This window comes from Orenia marismortui DSM 5156 (genome assembly GCF_000379025.1).
GTDB classification, from domain to species: domain Bacteria; phylum Bacillota; class Halanaerobiia; order Halobacteroidales; family Halobacteroidaceae; genus Orenia; species Orenia marismortui.
In genome coordinates this window covers 248,514-268,047 of record NZ_KB900620.1, presented here as the reverse complement: position 1 = coordinate 268,047, position 19,534 = coordinate 248,514, and the positions used below count along the sequence as shown (strand labels likewise).

General features: G+C 33.6%; 18 protein-coding genes and 3 riboswitches. Of the genes, 16 read left to right on the top strand and 2 right to left on the bottom strand.

Features of this window, described 5'->3' with window-relative positions; genetic code table 11:
• The first annotated feature begins 176 nt into the window (after window positions 1-176).
• The 7 genes from OREMA_RS0110675 (at window position 177) to OREMA_RS0110645 (ending at window position 8,756) form a co-directional block, all read left to right on the top strand.
• On the top strand, window positions 177-1,520 hold the full coding sequence (locus tag OREMA_RS0110675; protein WP_018249260.1) for an aminotransferase class III-fold pyridoxal phosphate-dependent enzyme: 1,344 nt from the start codon (window positions 177-179) through the stop codon (window positions 1,518-1,520).
• Between the two features lie 74 nt (window positions 1,521-1,594).
• The gene (locus tag OREMA_RS0110670; RefSeq protein ID WP_018249259.1) at window positions 1,595-2,911 is read left to right on the top strand and encodes a M20/M25/M40 family metallo-hydrolase; all 1,317 of its coding nucleotides are present in this window, start codon (window positions 1,595-1,597) and stop codon (window positions 2,909-2,911) included.
• Between the two features lie 127 nt (window positions 2,912-3,038).
• Window positions 3,039-4,553, top strand: a complete 1,515-nt coding sequence (locus tag OREMA_RS0110665) for an NCS1 family nucleobase:cation symporter-1 (RefSeq protein WP_018249258.1) — start codon at window positions 3,039-3,041, stop codon at window positions 4,551-4,553.
• Window positions 4,554-4,624: 71 nt separating this feature from the next.
• Window positions 4,625-5,992 (top strand): dihydropyrimidinase, encoded by a 1,368-nt coding sequence (gene hydA / locus OREMA_RS0110660; RefSeq protein WP_018249257.1) that lies wholly within the window; start codon window positions 4,625-4,627, stop codon window positions 5,990-5,992.
• Between the two features lie 22 nt (window positions 5,993-6,014).
• The gene (locus OREMA_RS0110655; RefSeq protein WP_018249256.1) at window positions 6,015-6,350 is read left to right on the top strand and encodes a hypothetical protein; all 336 of its coding nucleotides are present in this window, start codon (window positions 6,015-6,017) and stop codon (window positions 6,348-6,350) included.
• Window positions 6,350-7,582 carry an NAD-dependent dihydropyrimidine dehydrogenase subunit PreA gene (gene preA / locus OREMA_RS0110650; RefSeq protein ID WP_018249255.1) on the top strand — a complete coding sequence of 411 codons (1,233 nt, stop codon included), beginning with the start codon at window positions 6,350-6,352 and terminating at the stop codon, window positions 7,580-7,582. Before OREMA_RS0110655 ends, preA begins: the two co-directional genes overlap by 1 nt.
• Window positions 7,583-7,601: 19 nt before the next feature.
• Window positions 7,602-8,756 carry an iron-containing alcohol dehydrogenase gene (locus tag OREMA_RS0110645; RefSeq protein WP_018249254.1) on the top strand — a complete coding sequence of 385 codons (1,155 nt, stop codon included), beginning with the start codon at window positions 7,602-7,604 and terminating at the stop codon, window positions 8,754-8,756.
• Window positions 8,757-8,993: 237 nt separating this feature from the next.
• Here OREMA_RS0110645 and OREMA_RS0110640 read toward each other — a convergent pair whose 3' ends face one another.
• Window positions 8,994-9,692 carry a pirin family protein gene (locus OREMA_RS0110640; protein ID WP_018249253.1) on the bottom strand — a complete coding sequence of 233 codons (699 nt, stop codon included), beginning with the start codon at window positions 9,690-9,692 and terminating at the stop codon, window positions 8,994-8,996.
• A gap of 104 nt (window positions 9,693-9,796) precedes the next feature.
• On the bottom strand, window positions 9,797-11,053 hold the full coding sequence (locus OREMA_RS17675; RefSeq protein WP_018249252.1) for an ammonium transporter: 1,257 nt from the start codon (window positions 11,051-11,053) through the stop codon (window positions 9,797-9,799).
• 192 nt (window positions 11,054-11,245) lie between these two features.
• Between OREMA_RS17675 and OREMA_RS0110630 the strand changes: the two genes are divergently transcribed.
• The 9 genes from OREMA_RS0110630 (at window position 11,246) to OREMA_RS0110590 (ending at window position 19,531) form a co-directional block, all read left to right on the top strand.
• Window positions 11,246-11,584, top strand: a complete 339-nt coding sequence (locus OREMA_RS0110630) for a P-II family nitrogen regulator (RefSeq protein WP_018249251.1) — start codon at window positions 11,246-11,248, stop codon at window positions 11,582-11,584.
• Window positions 11,585-11,774: 190 nt separating this feature from the next.
• Complete coding sequence (locus OREMA_RS0110625; RefSeq protein WP_018249250.1) at window positions 11,775-12,962, top strand: M20 metallopeptidase family protein; 1,188 nt, start codon at window positions 11,775-11,777, stop codon at window positions 12,960-12,962.
• A 68-nt stretch (window positions 12,963-13,030) separates the two neighbouring features.
• Window positions 13,031-13,270, top strand: a complete 240-nt coding sequence (locus OREMA_RS0110620; RefSeq protein WP_018249249.1) for a TIGR03905 family TSCPD domain-containing protein — start codon at window positions 13,031-13,033, stop codon at window positions 13,268-13,270.
• 69 nt (window positions 13,271-13,339) lie between these two features.
• A riboswitch (SAM riboswitch) is annotated at window positions 13,340-13,429 on the top strand.
• A 211-nt stretch (window positions 13,430-13,640) separates the two neighbouring features.
• A riboswitch (SAM riboswitch) is annotated at window positions 13,641-13,728 on the top strand.
• Window positions 13,729-13,808: 80 nt separating this feature from the next.
• A complete protein-coding gene (locus OREMA_RS0110615; RefSeq protein ID WP_018249248.1) occupies window positions 13,809-14,864 on the top strand; it encodes a methionine ABC transporter ATP-binding protein in 1,056 nt (351 codons plus the stop codon).
• Window positions 14,836-15,507 carry a methionine ABC transporter permease gene (locus OREMA_RS0110610; RefSeq protein ID WP_018249247.1) on the top strand — a complete coding sequence of 224 codons (672 nt, stop codon included), beginning with the start codon at window positions 14,836-14,838 and terminating at the stop codon, window positions 15,505-15,507. The genes OREMA_RS0110615 and OREMA_RS0110610 overlap by 29 nt, the downstream gene beginning before the upstream one ends.
• Window positions 15,508-15,628: 121 nt before the next feature.
• Window positions 15,629-16,441 (top strand): MetQ/NlpA family ABC transporter substrate-binding protein, encoded by an 813-nt coding sequence (locus tag OREMA_RS0110605; RefSeq protein WP_018249246.1) that lies wholly within the window; start codon window positions 15,629-15,631, stop codon window positions 16,439-16,441.
• Window positions 16,442-16,523: 82 nt separating this feature from the next.
• A complete protein-coding gene (locus tag OREMA_RS0110600; RefSeq protein ID WP_018249245.1) occupies window positions 16,524-17,330 on the top strand; it encodes a MetQ/NlpA family ABC transporter substrate-binding protein in 807 nt (268 codons plus the stop codon).
• A gap of 238 nt (window positions 17,331-17,568) precedes the next feature.
• Window positions 17,569-17,681: riboswitch (FMN riboswitch) on the top strand.
• 181 nt (window positions 17,682-17,862) lie between these two features.
• Entirely contained in the window at window positions 17,863-18,417 is a 555-nt protein-coding gene (locus OREMA_RS0110595) for an ECF transporter S component (RefSeq protein WP_018249244.1), read from the top strand.
• A 124-nt stretch (window positions 18,418-18,541) separates the two neighbouring features.
• Window positions 18,542-19,531 (top strand): hypothetical protein, encoded by a 990-nt coding sequence (locus tag OREMA_RS0110590; RefSeq protein WP_018249243.1) that lies wholly within the window; start codon window positions 18,542-18,544, stop codon window positions 19,529-19,531.
• The last annotated feature ends 3 nt before the right edge of the window (window positions 19,532-19,534 follow it).

Below are 19,534 nucleotides of genomic sequence, written 5' to 3'. Positions count from 1 at the left end.
GACACTCTATTTTTGTCAAAAAAACGAAAATAACTTGACATAATCAGTTATTATGATTATAATATAACATATAGTTTACATAGACCTAACACAAAATTATGTTAGGTTTTGTTTAAAGTTTTTAAAAATAATATTATTTTTAAATTTATTCATCAATATTAGAAGAGGTGAAGTTAATGGTTAAAGATAAGTTTAATGACGCAGAAAGTATAAAAGTGAAAGATAAGAAGAGTAATCTTCATTCGTGGAGTGCTCAAAACAATGTAGACCCTAAGGTGATAACTAAGGCAGAAGGAATCTATTATTGGGATCATACTGGCCAAAAGTATTTTGATATGTCATCCCAATTAGTTAATGTTAATATTGGTCATGGAAATAAAAAAGTAATCGATGCAATTAAAGAACAGGCAGAAAAATTACCTTATATAGGTCCGGCTCATGCAGTTGATGTTAGAGCAGAGTTAGCTACTAAACTATTAGAAGTTGCACCGGATAATATGGGTAAAGTATTCTTTACCATTGGTGGGGCAGAAGCAAATGAAAATGCATTAAAGATCGCCAAGATGTTTACTGGTCGAAATAAGGTGATGTCTAGATATCGTTCTTATCATGGGGCGACTTATGGAGCAGCCAATTTAACAGGAGAGCCAAGAAGATTCACCTGTGAACCTGGAATTCCTGGGTTTATTAAATTCTTTGATCCTTATTTATATCGTAGTCCAATTGAATTTAATAATGAAGAGGAGGCTAGTCAATATTATTTAGATCAACTAAGGGAACAGATAATTTATGAAGGTCGAGAGAGTATAGCTGCTATCTTTTTAGAAACTGTAACTGGTAGTAATGGAGTGATTATTCCTCCAAAAGGATATTTGCAAGGGATTAGAAAGATATGTGATGAGTTTGGTATTTTAATGGTTTGTGATGAAGTAATGGCTGGTTTTGGTAGGACAGGTAAATGGTTTGCTTGTAATAACTGGGATGTAGAGCCAGATTTGATTACATTTGCTAAAGGAGTGACTTGTGGTTATGTGCCTTTAGGAGGAGTACTAGTTAGAAGAGATATCGCTCAATACTTTAATGATAATACTTTAATGTGTGGACTAACTTATAGTGCTCATCCAATGGGTTGTGCAGCTGGATTAGCTACCTTGGAAGTTTATGAAGAAGAGAAGTTAATAGAAAATTCCAGGGCAATGGAAGTAGTTTTAGGATCAGAATTAGAAAATTTAAAAGCCAAACATCCATCTGTAGGTGATGTTAGATATATTGGTCTTTTCTCAGCAATAGAGCTGGTTAAGGATAAAGTAAGTAAAGAACCACTAGTAAGTTATGGTCAAGATCCCGATGGAATAATGCCTCAAATTTTAACTAGTCTGAAAGAAAAAGGCTTTTCGACTTATTCCCATGAGAATATTATTATCATAGCACCACCTTTGACTATTAAAGAAAGGGAGATTAGAGAAGCGATGTCAATTATGGATGAGGTCTTAACTGAAGTTGATGATATGGTTGTTTAATAAAAGATATGATTTAAAAAGATTAATGTAAGAATTTGTTTTATATTATTCAAAATAACAAGGAGTTGATAATGATGACAGAGTTATTAACAGAATTGAAAAAGATTAGTTTAGAGTTAAATGATAATGCAATTAATTTTGCTCAAAAATTAATTCAAACCCCAAGTATTAGTGGGACTGAAAAGGATGTAGCAGATTTATTATTGGCAGAGATGAAGAGGTTAGGTTATGATGAAGTCTTTAGAGATGATATGGGAAATGTAGTAGGAATAGTTGAAGGGACTAAAGAAGGACCAGTAATTATGTATAACTCACATATGGACCATGTTAGCCCGGGAGATCCAAATAACTGGGAAGGATATGATCCTTATGGTGGTGAGATTGATATTTGTAAGGTAGATAACCAAGATGGTGAAGAAGAAGAAGCAGAATGTATTCATGGTAGAGCAGCTTCTGATGTTAAAGGTGGAGAAGCAGCTCAGGTTTATGCAGGGGGAGTTTTAGCTAAATTAAAAGAACAAGGCTATGATTTTAAAGGTAAATTCATCTTTACAGGAGTAGTTCAAGAGGAACCGGCAGAGATGGTAGGAATGAATCATTTAATTGACAAGACCTTTAAAGAAGAAGGGATTGACTATGATGCTATGGTATCTTCTGAAGCAACTTCATTGAAGCTTTATTGTGGTCATCGTGGTCGAGTAGAGATGTTGGCTACTGTTTATGGACGTACTTCTCATGGGAGTGCACCGTGGTTAGGTATCAATGCTATCTATAAGTCCATGCCTTTGATTTCTAAAATTAAAGATGAATTATATCTATCATTGCCTCAAGATGAAGAGTTGGGTCAGGCTTCTTTATCACTAAATATTATTGAATGTTCTCCAGGGGCACTATCTATTGTACCAGATAAATGTATGCTATCAATTGATAGAAGAACTATTCCAGGAGAGAGTGCTGAAACTGCTCTTGATGAGATTCAAAATTTAATAGATCAAATAGTTAGTGAAGATGAAGATTTTAAAGCAGATGTTAAGGTTAAAACTGCTTTAGAAAAGTCATATACTGGCGTGGAATATGAAGTACCTAAAGTAATGGCACCTTGGAAGATTAGTACAGAACATCCTTTTGTAAAGGCAGCAGTTAGTGCTTTAGAAGAATTAGACGAGCCGGTAAAATATGGATATTGGGACTTTGGAACTGATGCTAGTAAGACAGCTGGGATTGATAGAAAACCAACTATTGGTTACTCTCCAATGCAAGAACAATATGCTCACACTCCTTATGATAAAGTGAGAATAGATTATATAAGTAGAGCAATAGTAGGAAATTCAGCGATTTATCTTAAGGCTGTTGAAGCTGGGAAAGAAGCATTTGAAGAATTATCATGGTAAATAAAAAAGAGTATTTTCTTGTTAGAGCAAGAAAATACTCTGCAATAAAATAATTAACCACTATTATGATATATGATTATTTAGTTAAAATCAAGTTGATTTAATTATAAAATAGGAGGGGATTGATATGAGTATTAAAACTCAAAGAGAGATAAATGGTTTATATGAATTGACTAGTTCTGCAACTAAAAGAATTGCAGATAGCAAATATTATAATAAAGATTTGGCTCCTACTCAATTGAAGGAGAGAAGTTGGAAAACTCATAATATTGCAGCTTTGTGGGTAGGAATGTCTGTTTGTATTCCGACTTATATGATGGCTTCGGGTTTGATGGCTGCTGGATTATCGTGGTGGCAAGCTATATTAAATATTTTAATAGGGAATTTAATTGTATTGATTCCAATGCAGTTAAACTCTCATGCTGGAACTAAATATGGAATTCCTTATCCTGTATTTGCTCGCTTAAGTTTTGGGATTAAAGGAGCTAATATTGCGGCAATGGCCAGAGGTTTAATTGGAGCTGGTTGGTTTGGGATTCAGACTTGGATTGGTGGAGGAGCTTTAAATAGTGTTTTAGCAGCTTTAAGTCCAAGTTGGGCAAGTTGGTCAGGTGGAATTTGGGTTTCCTTTCTAATCTTTTGGGCTTTAAACGTTTGGATTGCCTATAAAGGTCCTGAAACTATTAAGTTTATGGAATCTTGGGGTGCACCAATTTTAGGCTTCTTATCATTAAGTTTAATGGCTTGGGCTTATTTTAGTGTAAAATCTCATGGGCATGGAGTAATGGAAATTTTAAATATGCCAGCAAGTTATGGCCAAGGAGAATTTTGGAAGATATTCTTAGGTGGGCTAACTGCTAATATAGCTTTCTGGTCAACTTTAGCATTAAATATTCCTGATTTCAGTCGTTATGCTAAAAGTCAAAAAGATCAATTTATGGGTCAATTATTGGGATTACCAATGACTATGGCAGCATTTGCTTTTGTAGGAGTATTTGTAACAGGAGCTACTGGAATTATTTTTAATGAATTTATTTGGGATCCAGTAGCAGTTATTGCTAAAATAGGGAGTCCTGCTGCTGCTATTTTTGGAGCAGTTGGGGTTGTAGTAGCTACTTTAACTACTAATATAGCTGCTAATGTAGTAGCAACCGCTAATGATATCTCTAACTTAAAACCTGATAAGATTTCTTTTAGTACTGGTGCTTTAATTACAGGGGTTTTAGGAATGGTTATTATGCCATGGAAGTTATTATCTAGTGCAGGAGCTTATATATTTGGTTGGTTAGGAACTTATGGTATTTTATTAGCTCCATTAGCTGGGATTTATATTGCTGATTATTATATCTACCGCAATAAACAGATTCATGTAGAAGATTTATTTAAAGGTGAAAGTAGCCGATATTGGTATCAAAATGGTTATAATAAAAAGGCGCTTCAGGTTTGGGTCTTGTGTGCTGCTCCAGCGATAGTAGGTAAATTTATCAGTAGTTTAGGATTTTTAGCTGAGAATGGTTGGATTATAGGGTTTATATTGTCTATTGTTGTATATCCGCTGATGATGAGAGAAGAAGAGAATTCAGTCTTATCAGAGGATGAGAATATGATGATTACTGAATTTTCAGCAGAGGAAGCAATTTAGATTTTAATGCTGGTCAAAATATTTTGACCAGCATTAAATAATTGATAATACTTCTAAAAGGAGTGGTATAGATGAGTTTATTAATTAAGAATGGAACTATTATTACTGCTACTGATACATTTAAAGCAGATTTATTAATAGAAGGGGAAAAGATTATAAGTATTGGAAAAGATCTAACAATAGAACAAGGAGAAATTATTGATGCTACAGATCAATATATTTTGCCAGGAGCTATAGATGTTCATACCCATTTAGAGATGCCCTTTGGAGGAACAGTCTCTGCTGATAGTTATGAAGCAGGAACTAGAGCAGCTGCTTGTGGTGGTGTGACTACAGTCTTTGATTTTGCTATCCAAAATGAAGGACAAGGTTTGATAGAAACGATTAATAAGCGAGATAAGTTATGTGCTCCTCAGGCTTGTGTAGATTATGCTTTTCATGTTGCAATAACTGATTTAAGAGCAGAAGTTTTAGGGGAATTAGAGGATGCTGTAGCTTATGGAGTCCCTAGTTTTAAAGCTTTTATGGCTTATAAGAAGGCAGGATTAATGATAGATGATGCTGTTTTGGCAGATTTATTAGAAAAATCAAAAGAGGTCAGAGCTTTAATTGGGGTTCATGCTGAAAATGCTGACTTAGTTGAAAGTAGAACTGAAAAATTTTTAGCAGAAGGAAAGACTTCGGCGTGGTATCATTATTTAAGTCGGCCAGAATTTGTAGAAGCAGAGGCCAATAAGCGAGCAATCCATTTAGCTAAATCCTTAGATGCTCCTATATATATTGTTCATCTGGCTAATGCAGAAGGGATGGATGAAGTCACCAAAGCTAGAGATGAAGGTTATGAAATTTATGCTGAAACCTGTCCTCAATATTTACATTTTACTAAAGAGGTCTATAAACGAGAAGATGGAAGAAATTTTGTCTGTTCACCACCTATGAAAAGCCAAGAGAGCCAAGCTGCTCTTTGGGAAGGGATTAAAAGAGGCGATATCTCTGTAGTGGCTACAGATCATTGCCCATTCCAGAGTGAAGAGAAGGATTGGGGTGAGGATGATTTTTCTAAGATTCCAAATGGATGTATGGGTGTAGAAAATTTATATCCTTATATGCTAAGTGAGGCTAATAAAGGCAGAATCTCTTTTAATAAGGTTGTTGAATTATGTTCAAGCAATCCAGCTAGAATTTTTGGTTGTGCGCCTGATAAAGGAACTATTGCCCCAGGAGCAGATGCAGATTTAGTTATTTATGATCCTAAGCAAGAATTTACTATTACTCAAGATAAGATGCATTCTGATGTTGACCATACTATCTGGGAAGGTCTACAATTAAAAGGTTATCCAAGGATGACTTTTTCTAGAGGTAGATTGGTATTTAAAGAAGGAAAATTTTTAGGAGAAGCTGGATGGGGTAACTTTATTAAGCGGAGTTTGGATAAATAGTCTATTAAGGGAGGGAAGTGCAATGGCAAAGAATCGAGAATTAACTCTAGATTTAGCTATTCAAGAGGCTGCTAGATGTCTATTATGTTATGATGCTCCTTGTTCTAAGGCTTGCCCTGGCAATCTTGACCCTGCCAGAAATATTCGTTCCTTACGTTTTAACAATTTGGCTGGTGCAGAAGATAGGTTAGAGGAAGCTAAATTATTGGGCAAAACTTGTTCTAGCAGTTGCAATAATAATAAATATTGTGAAAAGGCTTGTGTTAGAGGGAAATTGGATAGTGCAATTAAGATTAAAAATTTACAGCAATTTATCTTGGCTTCAAGCTTAACAGATTTGAAAGTAGGTGTGGGATAATGATTAATAAAGATTTATCAATAGAGTTTTGTGGTGTTAAAACAGAAAACCCCTTCTTTTTGGCCTCTGCACCTATTGCGAGTAATTATCAGATGATTGCTAAAGCTTTAGAAACTGGTTGGGGTGGTGTTGTATTTAAGACGGTGGGGCTATTTGTAGCAGATGAGGTTTCCCCTCGCTTTGATCATGTAAAAAAAGAAGGAACTCCCTTTTTGGGTTTTAAGAATTTAGAACAGATCTCAGAATATCCTTTAGAGAAGAATTTAGAGGAGATGAATAGGATTAAAAAGTCTTTTCCAGATAAAGTCTTGATTGCTTCTATCATGGCTGAAGAAGATCGGGATTGGACTAAATTGGCTAAATTAGTTACACAAGCTGGGGCAGATATTATAGAATGTAATTTTTCTTGCCCGCAAATGACCTCTGATAAGATGGGAGCTGATGTTGGACAGAATCCAGATTTGGTCAAATCCTATACTGCGGCTGTTAAACAGGGGAGTGATTTGCCGATTTTAGCCAAGATGACCCCTAATTTAGGGAGTATGATTCCTCCAGCCTTAGCGGCTATGGGTGGCGGAGCAACAGGTTTAGCGGCTATTAATACAATTAAAAGTATTACTAGAATTGATTTTGATAATCATATACCTTTACCAATAGTTAATGGTAAATCAGCAGTTTCTGGTTATTCGGGCAAGGCAGTTAAACCTATAGCCTTGAGATTTATCCATGAATTGGCCAGTTATCCTGATTTAAAGAAAGTACCAATCAGTGGGATTGGTGGAATTGAAAACTGGCAAGATGCCTTGGAATTTATTTTATTGGGTTCTAGTAATCTTCAGGTCTGTACAGCGGTAATGCAGTATGGATATCGGATTATAGAAGATATGATTAGTGGCTTGAGCCATTACATGGAGAAAAAGGGCTTTTCTAAATTAGATCAATTGGTCGGATTAGCTTTAGATAATGTAGTTTCAGCTGATAAGTTAGACCGTGATTTTATTATTTATCCTCAGATATCCAAAGAGAAATGTATTGGTTGTGGTCGTTGCTATATCTCTTGTGAAGATGGGGGGCATCAGGCGATTATTTGGTCTAAAACTAGAAGACCAACTGTTATTGAAGATAAATGTGTAGGTTGTCATCTATGCTCTCAAGTCTGCCCTGCGGAAGCTATTGGATATGGAGAAGTTGAATTTAAAGAAGGAAGAGAAAGAAAGTCCATAATTATATAATTTAAAAAGGATGATGATAATGAGTGCAAATATATTTTTAGCTCCACCAAGTATCTTTTATGGCACAGGAGCTATAATGGAAGCAAGTGATAAATTAGCAAGTTTAGGTAAAAAAGCTTTAATAGTCAGTGGTAAGTCTGCTGTTAGATTAGACTATGTTAAGCAGGTTACTGATATATTAGAACAGAGCAATATAGAATCTGTGGTTTATGATAATATAGATGCAGAACCAGATGATGGTCATGTTAGCAAGGGGGTTGAATTTTATCAGAGCAATTCCTGTGACTTTTTAATTGCGATCGGTGGAGGAAGCCCACTTGATGCTGCCAAAGCAATTGGGCTAATGTTGACTAACTCTGGTCAAATTAGTGATTATATGGGCCTTGGCAAGGTAAAAGAAGCGATTCCTCCATTAGTAGCTATCCCAACAACGGCTGGTACTGGTTCTGAAGTAACTCAATATACAATTATTAATGATATAAGTAATGATGTTAAGATGTTAATTGGAAGTCCATATTTGATTCCTAAAGTAGCTATTGTTGATCCTTTATTAACTGTCTCAGTACCAAGTGGGGTTACTGCTGCTACAGGAATAGATGCTTTAACCCATGCAATTGAAGGTTATACCTCTATTAAGAATCAACCTTTAACTGACAATTTAGCTTTATCAGCGATTAGTAGAATTGCCAATAATTTAAGGGTAGCTTGTAGTGAAGGTGATAATCAAGAGGCTCGTACAGAAATGATTTTAGCAGCAATGGAAGCTGGGATGGTTATTAATAACTCTTCTGTAACTTTAGTTCATGGGATGTCAAGACCTATTGGAGCTTTATTCCATGTTCCTCATGGGGTATCAAATGCTCTTTTATTAGGTGAATGTTTAGATTATGCTAAAGAAGGTCATCTAGAGAGGTTTTCTCAAGTAGCTAAAGCGATGGGAGTTAGTGATAAAGGTTCTGATTTAGAATTGGCTACAGCAGGTATAGAGGAGATTAAAAATCTTTGTGCTGATATTGGAATTCCTGATATTTTAGATTTAGGAATAGATAAAGAAGAATTTTTAGCTCAATTAGATAAGATGGCTAATGATGCCTTAGCCAGTGGTAGTCCGGCCAATACTTATTGCCAGCCTACTAAATCTGATATAATTGAAATTTATAAACAATTACTTTAGTTTATAAATCGTTAAACTTTTTAGCTGTAAAAGCAAATTGAGTAATGTAGGAGTAAATTACTTAGTTGTAACAAAATTAGAATTTCTTTTCATGGTATATACCATGAAAAGAAATTTGGTAGAAGTATAGAGGAGTAGCTTGAAAGTTTTTTTAGTCGCAGAGGTGGTCTTATTTTTAAAATAGATAGGAAATAAGTCTTTGGCCATTTAGCTAAAAACTTATTTCAACTATAATTATTAAATCATATCTATTAAAATAATCTCTGCGCTATACTTTGTAGTTAAATTTATTTGAGAAGAATCTTTTATTTGTACAGAATCCCCTTTTGCTAAATCATAGTTATCATTTAAATCTAAAGAGCCCTTAATAACAAATAGGTAAACTTTATGATTATCTTTTAAGGTATAGGATAACTCTTTGTTGCTTTCTAAGTTGGCTAGATAGATATCTACATCCTGATTTATACTTAAAGTACCTTCTCGGTTATTTCCGGAGATGATTGGGAGTAGGTTATTTAGTTGAGCATCTTTGCCAAAGTCTTTCTCTTCCCAGTTAGGCTTTATATTCTTGTCTTTAGATTCAAACCAAAGTTGAAGAAAATGAACTTCTTCATCTTCAGAGTAGTTATACTCTGTATGCTCAACCCCGCTACCAGCTGTTATTCTCTGAACCCCACCAGTATTTACTACTCCGACATTTCCAAGGCTATCTTCATGCCCTAATCTTCCTTGGATTACATAGCTTACAATCTCCATATTGCTATGAGGATGCATATCAAATCCTTCACCTGCTTTAATAATATCATCATTAAAAGCTTTTAATGCACCGAAACCTTGATCATTATCTTTGTCTTTTGGAAATGGAAAGCCTAATTTACATTCGATCCAATCTCTTTTAATTGTATAGCGCTTATTAGATGGAATTACTTTTATCATAATATTCTCCTCCATATAATTATACTAAAGTCGTCCTTTCTGAACTATGGAGAACTAGGTGTCAGAAAAAGACGACTTTGCTTGTTTTTTTATAGTTTAATCTATTAAACTGCGTTTAAATTATTTTCTTTATAACTATCTAATGAATTTACTACCCCTAAGCTCTCTTCGGGATAAGCTTCTAAAGAGTGGGTTGATAAATCTGAACCAAGTTCTTCTTGGGAAGCAGACATTCTAAAGCCAATAGTCTTGTCAATAGCATAATATACTATAAATCCTCCTGCTAAAGCTACAATTGCTGCAGATATAGTTCCTATTAGTTGAGAGGTGAAACTTAATCCTCCCATACCTCCAAAGATCTTATGAGTGAAGATTCCAGAAGCAATTCCACCCCAACTTCCTACTAAGCCATGTAATACAAAAACGCCTAAAACATCATCTATTTTAAATACTTCTGTTTCTATAGTAAAGCCTTTTACAAAGATAATTGAAGCTATTCCTCCAACGACAAAAGCAGCTAATGGATGATATAAGTTAGAACCTGCACAGACAGCAACTAAACCAGCTAAGGCACCATTGTGAATAAAGACAGGGTCATTTTTGGAGATGATTAGGGCGGTTATTATTCCACCAACCATGGCAAATAAAGAGTTAATTGCTACTAAGCCTGATATATCACCTAAATTTTGAGCACTCATTACATTAAATCCAAACCAACCTACAGCTAAAATCCAGCTTCCTAAAGCTAAAAAAGGTACATTGCTAATTGGAATAGGATGACTTTTTTCTTTACTATATCTTCCTTTTCTTGGTCCTAAGATTAAGATAGCTGGTAATGCAAGCCAACCTCCAAAGGAATGGACAACAACAGACCCAGCATAATCACTAAACTCAGTACCACCGATAGATTTGATGAAACTTTGAAACATTGTAGAATTTTGTCCCCAAATCAATGATTCAAAGAAAGGGTATAAGACTCCAGCAAAGACAGCTCCTGCGATAACTTGAGGCCAGAATTTTGCTCTTTCTGCAATCCCTCCTGAGATGATTGCAGGAATACAAGCTGCAAAAGTTAACAAAAAGAAGAATCTTACTAAATTAAATCCCATATCAACACTCATTAATTCACCAGCGGGTTTAATAAAATTTATACCATAAGCTATTGGAAAACCGATTAAGAAGTATACAACTGTTGAAACTGCCCAATCAGTTAATATTTTTACTAAGGCGTTTATTTGGTTTTTTCTTCTGACAGAGCCTACTTCTAAAAAGGCAAAACCAGCATGCATTGCAAATATCATTATTGCTCCTAATAATAAAAATAACACATTACTACTTTTGATCAAACTATTTAAGTTCATTTGAATTACTCCTTTGTTTATTTTATTTTAACTATAAATAATTATAAGCAACCTTACAATTAATGTCAAGTATTTTTACATAAACTTTACGCAAACTTCACGTTGGTTATTTTCTTTCTATCCTAGAGGTGATTATTTTCTGTTGTAGAAATATTATTCTAATGAGAGTATAGATTAAAGGAGGAATTATTAATGAGAAAGATAGAAGCAATAATCAAACCATCAAAATTAAATCTAGTCAAAGATGCATTAAATAAGATAGGAATAAAAGGGATGACTGTAACACAAGCTAAAGGTTTTGGAAGACAAAAAGGTAAAAAAGAGATTATCAGAGGTGCTGAGTATGAGGTTGATTTTTTATCTAAGGTCAAATTAGAGGTTGTCTGTAAAGAGGAAGATGTAGAGAAGATATTAGATGTTATTATTAGCAATGCTAAAACTGGTGAAATTGGGGATGGGAAGATATTTATTTATCCAGTTGAAGAGGTTGTTAGAATTAGAACTGGTGAAAGAGGAGAAACTGCGATATAAATATTATAATATTTATACCCAGACATATTTACAATGATATTATCAATACTTTGACTAAACAGCTAATTGTGTTAATTAACACAATTAGCTGTTTTTTTAGCATAAATACTTTATTTTAACCCTAAACTAAAAACTTAGAAACACAATTTAGACATCACTAAATATAATGAGAAAAAGAGGTGATATCTTTATGCTAAAGATGAAAGAGGAAGCTTTAAAGATAAAGGAGGAAATTATTAAAATTAGGCGACAGATTCATTCTAATCCAGAACTGGGATTTGAAGAATGGCAGACTTCAAAGTTAGTATCAGCTTATTTAAATTCTTTAGGATTGGAAGTTCAAGAAGGAATAGCTAAAACTGGGGTTGTAGGCTTCCTAGAAGGTAATAATAGGAATAAAGTTTTAGCAATTAGAGCCGATATGGATGCTTTGCCAATTCAGGAACAGAATGAATTTAAATATAAATCTCGGAATAAAGGAAAGATGCATGCTTGTGGTCATGATGCTCATACGGCAATGGTGTTAGGAGTGGCTAAATTATTAAGCAAGTTTAAAGCTGAACTAGAAGGGAGTGTTAAATTCATCTTCCAACCCAATGAAGAGCAATCTAAAATCCCTGGTGGAGCAGATACAATGATTGAAGAAGGAGTCTTAGAAAATCCCAGAGTTGAAGCTATATTGGGTATTCATGTTAATCCTCAAATTGAAGTAGGTTCTGTTGGCATTAAAGAAGGTTCAATTATGGCAGCTACAGATAAATTTAAAATAATAGTTAAGGGAGAAGGTGGGCATGGAGCAGCTCCCCATGAAACCATAGATGCTATAATTATAGCTGCTGATATAGTACAGAATCTACAAGCTATAGTAAGTAGGAGGATTAGCCCAGTAGAACCAGTAGTTTTAACTATAGGCAAGGTTTGCGGTGGTGAAAGCTATAATGTTATTGCTGATGAGATTGAGATAGAAGGAACAGTACGAACCGTTAATCCTGAAATTAGAGAGCAAATTCCTATGTTAATGGAGCAAACTATTGATGGGGTTACAGATATCTTTGGTGGTGATTATAGATTTGATTATCAATTTGGTCATTCTGTTTTGAATAATGATAGAGAACTGACTAATTTAGTAACTGAAGTGAGCAAAATAATAATTGGAGAAGAGAAGTCGATCATATTAAAAAACCCTTTAATGGCTGGAGAAGACTTTGCTAGTTATACTAAGGAGGTTCCTGGTTTTTTCTTGCATCTTGGAGTTAAGAATTCAGAGAGAAAGATATATCCTTGGCATCATTCGAAATTTAACCTTGATGAGGAGGCATTACCTCTAGGGATAGCTATTTTAACTCAGTCAGCAATTCAATATTTTAAGAATGTTTGATATTAGTTGATTTATATTTCGAATTTTTGATATAATTTAATAAGTTAATAATTAGGGAGGTTATAAATATGAAAGTTTTTAAAACTAGTGGAGTTTGTGCTAGAGAGATTAGATTTAAAATTAATGATAAAAATATTATTGAAAAAGTAAGCTTTATAGGTGGATGTAATGGAAATCAATCTGCTATTTCAGCTTTGGTAGAAGGACAGACAGTTAAGGAGGTAGCTAATAAGTTAGCAGGAATTGAATGTCGCAATGGAACGTCTTGTCCTGATCAGCTAAGTAAGGCATTAAAAAAATTGGCATAAATAAATTCGACTAAATCGGTTGACAAATAGATGTTTAGCTGATATTATACTAATAACTTAAATAAGTAACTCTTATCGAGAGAGGTGGAGGGACCGGCCCGATGAAACCCAGCAACCCCCCTGTTACAGGGAAAGGTGCTAATTCCTGATAGATAAGAGAAGACGGTAAAACTTCTTCTCTTATAAGAGAAGAAGTTTTTTATATTTAAGTAGCTTATCTTTGAATATATTTTTAAGTCTGAAAAAATAAAATTTAATTAAAAAAGTATTAGTAACGAAAAAGAAATAGTAGATAAGAAATTTTATCTTCTAAATTGCTTACTCATCACTCGTTACTGTTATCCAATCTTAAATTGAATGACTATATAGGTTCTTATCAAGAGAGGTGGAGGGACTGGCCCGATGAAACCCGGCAACCGCCCATTAAGGGAAAGGTGCTAATTCCTGATAGATAAGGAAGGAGATTAAAAATAAAACCCCCTCTTTTCTATCAGCTGAGAAGAGGGGAATTATTTTAATAAGGAGAGTAGGAAGTATTATGATTAAGATTAATAATTTAACAAAGATTTATCATAGCAAAGATAAGGAAGTAGTTGCTTTTGATAATATTAATCTAGAGATAGGTAAAGGGGAAATCTTTGGAGTAATTGGACCAAGTGGTGCGGGAAAAAGTACTTTAATTCGTTGTCTTAACTTACTAGAGAAGCCAACATCAGGAGAGGTTATTGTAGATGGTCAAGATATAACTAAATTAAGCACTTTAAAATTAAGAGAGGCAAGAAAAGAGATGGGAATGATCTTCCAAAGATTTAATCTGCTTAAATCAAGAACAGTAGCAGATAATGTTGCTTTCCCCCTAGAGATTACAGGGAAGAATAAAGGTGAAATTTCTACTAAAGTAAAAGAATTATTAGAGCTAGTTGGTCTTGCTGATAAAGCGGATAATTATCCTAGTCAATTAAGTGGGGGGCAACAGCAGAGGGTAGGAATTGCTAGAGCTTTAGCAAATGATCCTAAGGTGCTGCTTTGTGATGAGGCTACTTCAGCCTTAGATCCAGAAACAACCCACTCTATATTAGAGTTATTAGAAGAAATTAATGAAAAGTTAGGTATTACTATAGTTATAATCACTCATGAGATGGAAGTTATTAAGGAAATATGTACTAAGGTAGCTGTCTTAGATAAAGGTAAGCTAGCTGAGCAAGGTGATGTAATTGATATCTTTACTAAACCACAAGCAGAAGTTACTAAGAGGTTTATTCAAAGGATTATTAATGCTAATATACCTGAAGAACTATTATCGAGGGTAACTGTTGCCAATCCAGATAAGGGTAGATTGGTTAAGGTATCCTTTATTGGCGAATCAGCAGGAAAGCCCATGGTTTCAGAGTTGGTTCATAACTTTGCAATTGATGCTAATATACTCTATGGTAATATAGATAAAATTCAAGGAACACCTTTTGGGACTTTGATTATTGAGTTAACCTGTGAAGATTCATCATTAATAGAAAAAGGTATTAAATATTTGATTGAAGAGCTAGGAGTTAGGGTGGAGGTGATTGAGGATGAAAGAAGTGTTGTCTCTGCTGATTAAAGACAGTGGACTATTATGGGAAGGAATTTTACAGACATCATATATGGTTTCAATCTCAATGCTATTAGGTGCTTTATTTGGAATTCCTTTAGGTGTAGGAGTAGTTGTTACAGAAGAAGGTAATATTCTAGAAAATAAATCTATAAACTTTATATTAAGTACCTTTATAAATATTACCCGTTCTATTCCATTTATTATCCTGATGGTAGCTCTAATTCCCTTTACTAGAATTATAGTAGGGACTTCAATAGGAACTTCAGCAGCAGTAGTTTCATTGACTATTGGAGCTGTACCTTTTATCGGAAGAATTGTAGAAGGAGCATTAAAAGAAGTTGATGGTGGAGTGATAGAAGCTGCTCAAGCAATGGGGGCAAATCCTTGGGAGATTATAACTAAGGTACTATTACCAGAAGCTTTACCATCTTTAGTTTTAGGATTGACGATTACTGCTATCAGTTTGATCGGTTATTCGGCTATAGCAGGTGCTATTGGAGCAGGAGGTTTAGGAGATATAGCAATCCGTTATGGATACCATCGTTTCCAAACTGATATTATGCTTAAAACTGTTGTTTTATTAGTTATTATAGTTCAAATTATTCAAAATTTAGGAACTTATCTGGCCAGAAAATTAGATCATAGTTAAGACAAATTGACAATGTACAATTGATAATCTACAATTAATCTCTAGAAAATTAGTAGTTAATGTTTTTAATTGTACATTGTACATTATAAATTGTAAATTAATATTCTGAGGAGGAGAGAAGATGAAAAGAAATTTACTTGTTTTAGTATCTGTATTATTGGTAGGATTATTAGTAGTTGGATGTGGAGGAAGCAAAAAAGCTAGTGTTGAAGCAGATAAGATTGTAGTGGGTGCTACACCAGTACCCCATTCTGAAATATTAAATGATGTTGTGAAAGGATTATTAGAGAAGGAAGGAATTACTTTAGAGGTTAAAGAGTTTACTGATTATGTTACTCCTAACTTAGCATTAAGTGATGGAAGTATTGATGCGAACTTCTTCCAACATGTTCCTTATCTAAATAACTTTGCTGAAGAGAGAGGATTAGACTTAGTCTCTATTGCCAAGGTTCATGTTGAGCCGATTGGACTTTATTCAAAGAAAATTTCTAAGGTTGAAGAGTTAGAAGAAGGTTCAGTAATTGCAATTCCGAGTGATGCAACCAATGAAGGAAGAGCACTATTATTACTACAATCAAAAGGTTTGATTAAGTTAAGTGATAAAGCAGCTTTGACAGCTACTCCAGTAGATATTGTAGAGAATCCAAAGAATTTAGAGTTTAAAGAATTAGAGGCAGCTCAATTACCAAGAGTATTAAAGGATGTTACTGCTGCAATTATCAATACTAACTATGCTTTAGAGGCTGATTTAGTGCCAACCAAAGATGCATTAATTATTGAAGGTAGTGAATCGCCTTATGCTAATATCTTAGCTGTAAGAGCAGAAGATAAGAATAATGAAGTTCTACAAAAGTTAGTTAAAGCATTAAATTCTCCAGAGGTTAAAAAGTATCTCAAAGATAAATATAAAGGTGCGATTGTACCTGCATTTTAATTAAACAGACTAACCTGGCTACTGGCTTTTAGCTGGTAGCCGCCAAAATATTATAAGACTATAAGTATAGGAGGAGATATATATGAGAAAAAGTCTGAATATTCTAACTATTTTGTTGATTGCTGTAATTGTGTTGACTGCTTGTGGTAAAAAGGAAGCTAGTATGGAGAAGAAGATAGTGATTGGAGTAACACCTGTTCCTCATACTGCTATTTTAAATAATGTAGTAAAGCCAATCTTAGCTAAAGAGGGAATTACTATAGAGATAAAAGAGTTCACTGACTATGTCACTCCAAACTTATCCTTAGCTGATGGGAGTATAGATGCTAATTACTTCCAACACATACCTTATTTGAATAACTTTAAAGAGAAGAGAGGATTAGATTTAACTGAGGTTACTAAGGTACATATTCCACCAACAGCACTATACTCTGATAAGATAGATAGTTTAGATGAATTATCAAAAGGGGATCTAGTAGCAATTCCCAGTGATGCTACAAATGAAGGAAGAGCATTATTATTATTGGAAAGAGCAGGATTAATTAAATTAGCTGAGGATGTAGAATTGGTAGCTACTCCTGCTGATATTGTAGATAATCCAAAAAAATTAGAGTTTAAAGAATTAGAAGCAGCTCAATTACCAAGAATTTTACAGGATGTCGATGCAGCAGTAATTACAGCCAATTATGCTATTGAAGCAGGACTAAAACCAGCTGAGGATGCAATCATTAAAGAGGACGCTACTTCACCTTATGCCAATGTCTTAGCAGTAAGGACAGAAGATAAAGATAACCCTACAATTAAGAAGTTAGCAGAAGCTTTAAATTCTCAAGAAGTAAAAGACTTTATTATTGAAAAATATCAAGGGAACATTATTCCAGCGTTTTAGTAAATGGATTAGTGTCAGATAAATATAGATAGTAGCGGTTAATGGGGATAAAGAGACACTTTTAGGTGCTAGGTGATAGGTCATAGGAGTTAGTAAGATCTTTCTATGTCCTAGCTCCTAACGCCTAACTCCGAAACTGTCGCTTTATCCATCTATTATATTACTTAAAATTAAATAAATTTCTTGTGATTGCTTGATAATTTAAGTATAATAATAGTGTAGGAAAATAAAATATTAAATTTGTCTTCAGGGCAGGGTGTAATTCCTGACCGGTGGTGATAGTCCACTAGCTTAAGCTGAACTGGTGAAATTCCAGTACCGACGGTATAGTCCGGATGAAAGAAGATACTATGAAATTATAGATTAGAACATTTAAGACCCTGAGGATTCTTCCTTAGGGTCTTTTCTTTTTATTATACTTAAACAGTAATAAGTGATTTCACTTATTACTGAAGTATCATAATATTTATTCTATTAATTTTTACTTGCATAAGATAAGGATTAACAATCTTGGTTAGGAGAGGTGAAGAATATGGATTTGAAAAAAATTATTAATATTGGTGTGTTATCAGCATTATCTTTAATTTTTATGGTTGCTATTAAGTTTCCTATTATCCCAACAGTACCTTATTTACTTTATGAAGCAGGGGATATACCTATTTTGATCATAGCTTTTTTGTATGGTTCGAGTGCTGGACTAGGTGCTACTATAGTATTGTCTCTATTGATGGCTATATTTACTGGTTTAGGAGGACCTTTTGGTGCTTTTATGCATTTTCTTGCGACAGGAAGCTTAGTTGTAGTAGCAGGCTATATTTATCAAAAACATCATACAGTAAAAGGTGCTATTTATGCTTTGGTGATGGGTTCTATAGCTATGACTATCGTTATGTCGATTGCTAATCCATTATTAACCCCTGTTTTTTATGGTATTCCACGAGAAGAAGTATTAAAGATATTATTGCCAGGAATAGTTCCCTTCAATATTATAAAATCTTTTATTAATTCAGGATTAACTTTATTAATTTATAAAAAATTGGCTAATTTTTTAAGAGAGAAAGGGTTATTATATTCATTCAACAATTGAAAAATTATCTTTTACCTCAAGTAAAAACTTGAGGTTTTTTGATGATTGGATTGTTTTTAAAGGGGGAATTTAATTGTTTTTATAGAATATAAAAGTTAATAAAGTATAAAAAGGTTGGTGCGATATGACAACAGAAGAGATGAAATCTACTTTAGAAGGCAGAGAAGAGGAGCAATTAGAAGTTGATTTACAGTCTTCAAATAATTCTAAGGATAATTACTTAATTATTTTGGCTAAATTCAGTTATGGTAGTCGGATAAAAAATTATGGTTTTTTGAATATTGTTGTAGATTTTGAAGTGCAAGCATTAACTAAAGTGATCTTATTATTAGGATCGAATAAAGATATTTGGGATATTAATCTTAATCATAATTTATTTAGAGGAGAAATTGATGAATTAAATGATGATTCTAATTATCGAGCAGATGATTTTAAATCTAAGCTAAAAGAGAGCTTAGATATTCAAAACTTGATAGAGCTAGCTACTTTAGAGCAAACTGAAGAACTCAATGGTTTAGTAAAAGAGAATATTGAAGATATAATACAGGAACAGATAAATTTAAAGATGACTACTACTTATATTAATCAAGAAGAACTTAATAATATCTATCCTGAATTAAAAGTAGTAGAAGAGGTTGATTTAAATGATGTTGAGCTAGATGAAGAAAGCTCTAATACATCTAAGGAAAAATTAAATTTAGATATTGAATTAAAGTGTACTCCAGTTATTTCAGCAGTAAAAGGCAAGAAGATCGATGACTTGGATTTAGGTGATGAGATATTTGTTAAAATTACTGATCAAAGAGAGGTTTCTAATAGTATTGCTGATTTATTAGGAGATAATCAAAAAGAGTTAACAGGTAAAATTGTGGAAGTTAACTTTAATCAAGAGTTGGATCGATATAATGTATTAGTACAATTTAAGCCAAATATATATGGTAATTTAGTTGTTGAGCCTGAATTAAAAATAAAAGCTAATAAGGTTATAGAAAATGGTCTGAACACAAAAGATAATAATCAAGAAATCAAATTTGATAAAGATTTAATAATAATATCTGCTATAGTATTAACGATAATTATCTTATTATCGGTTATTATAGGTGTCTCATTTTAGTTT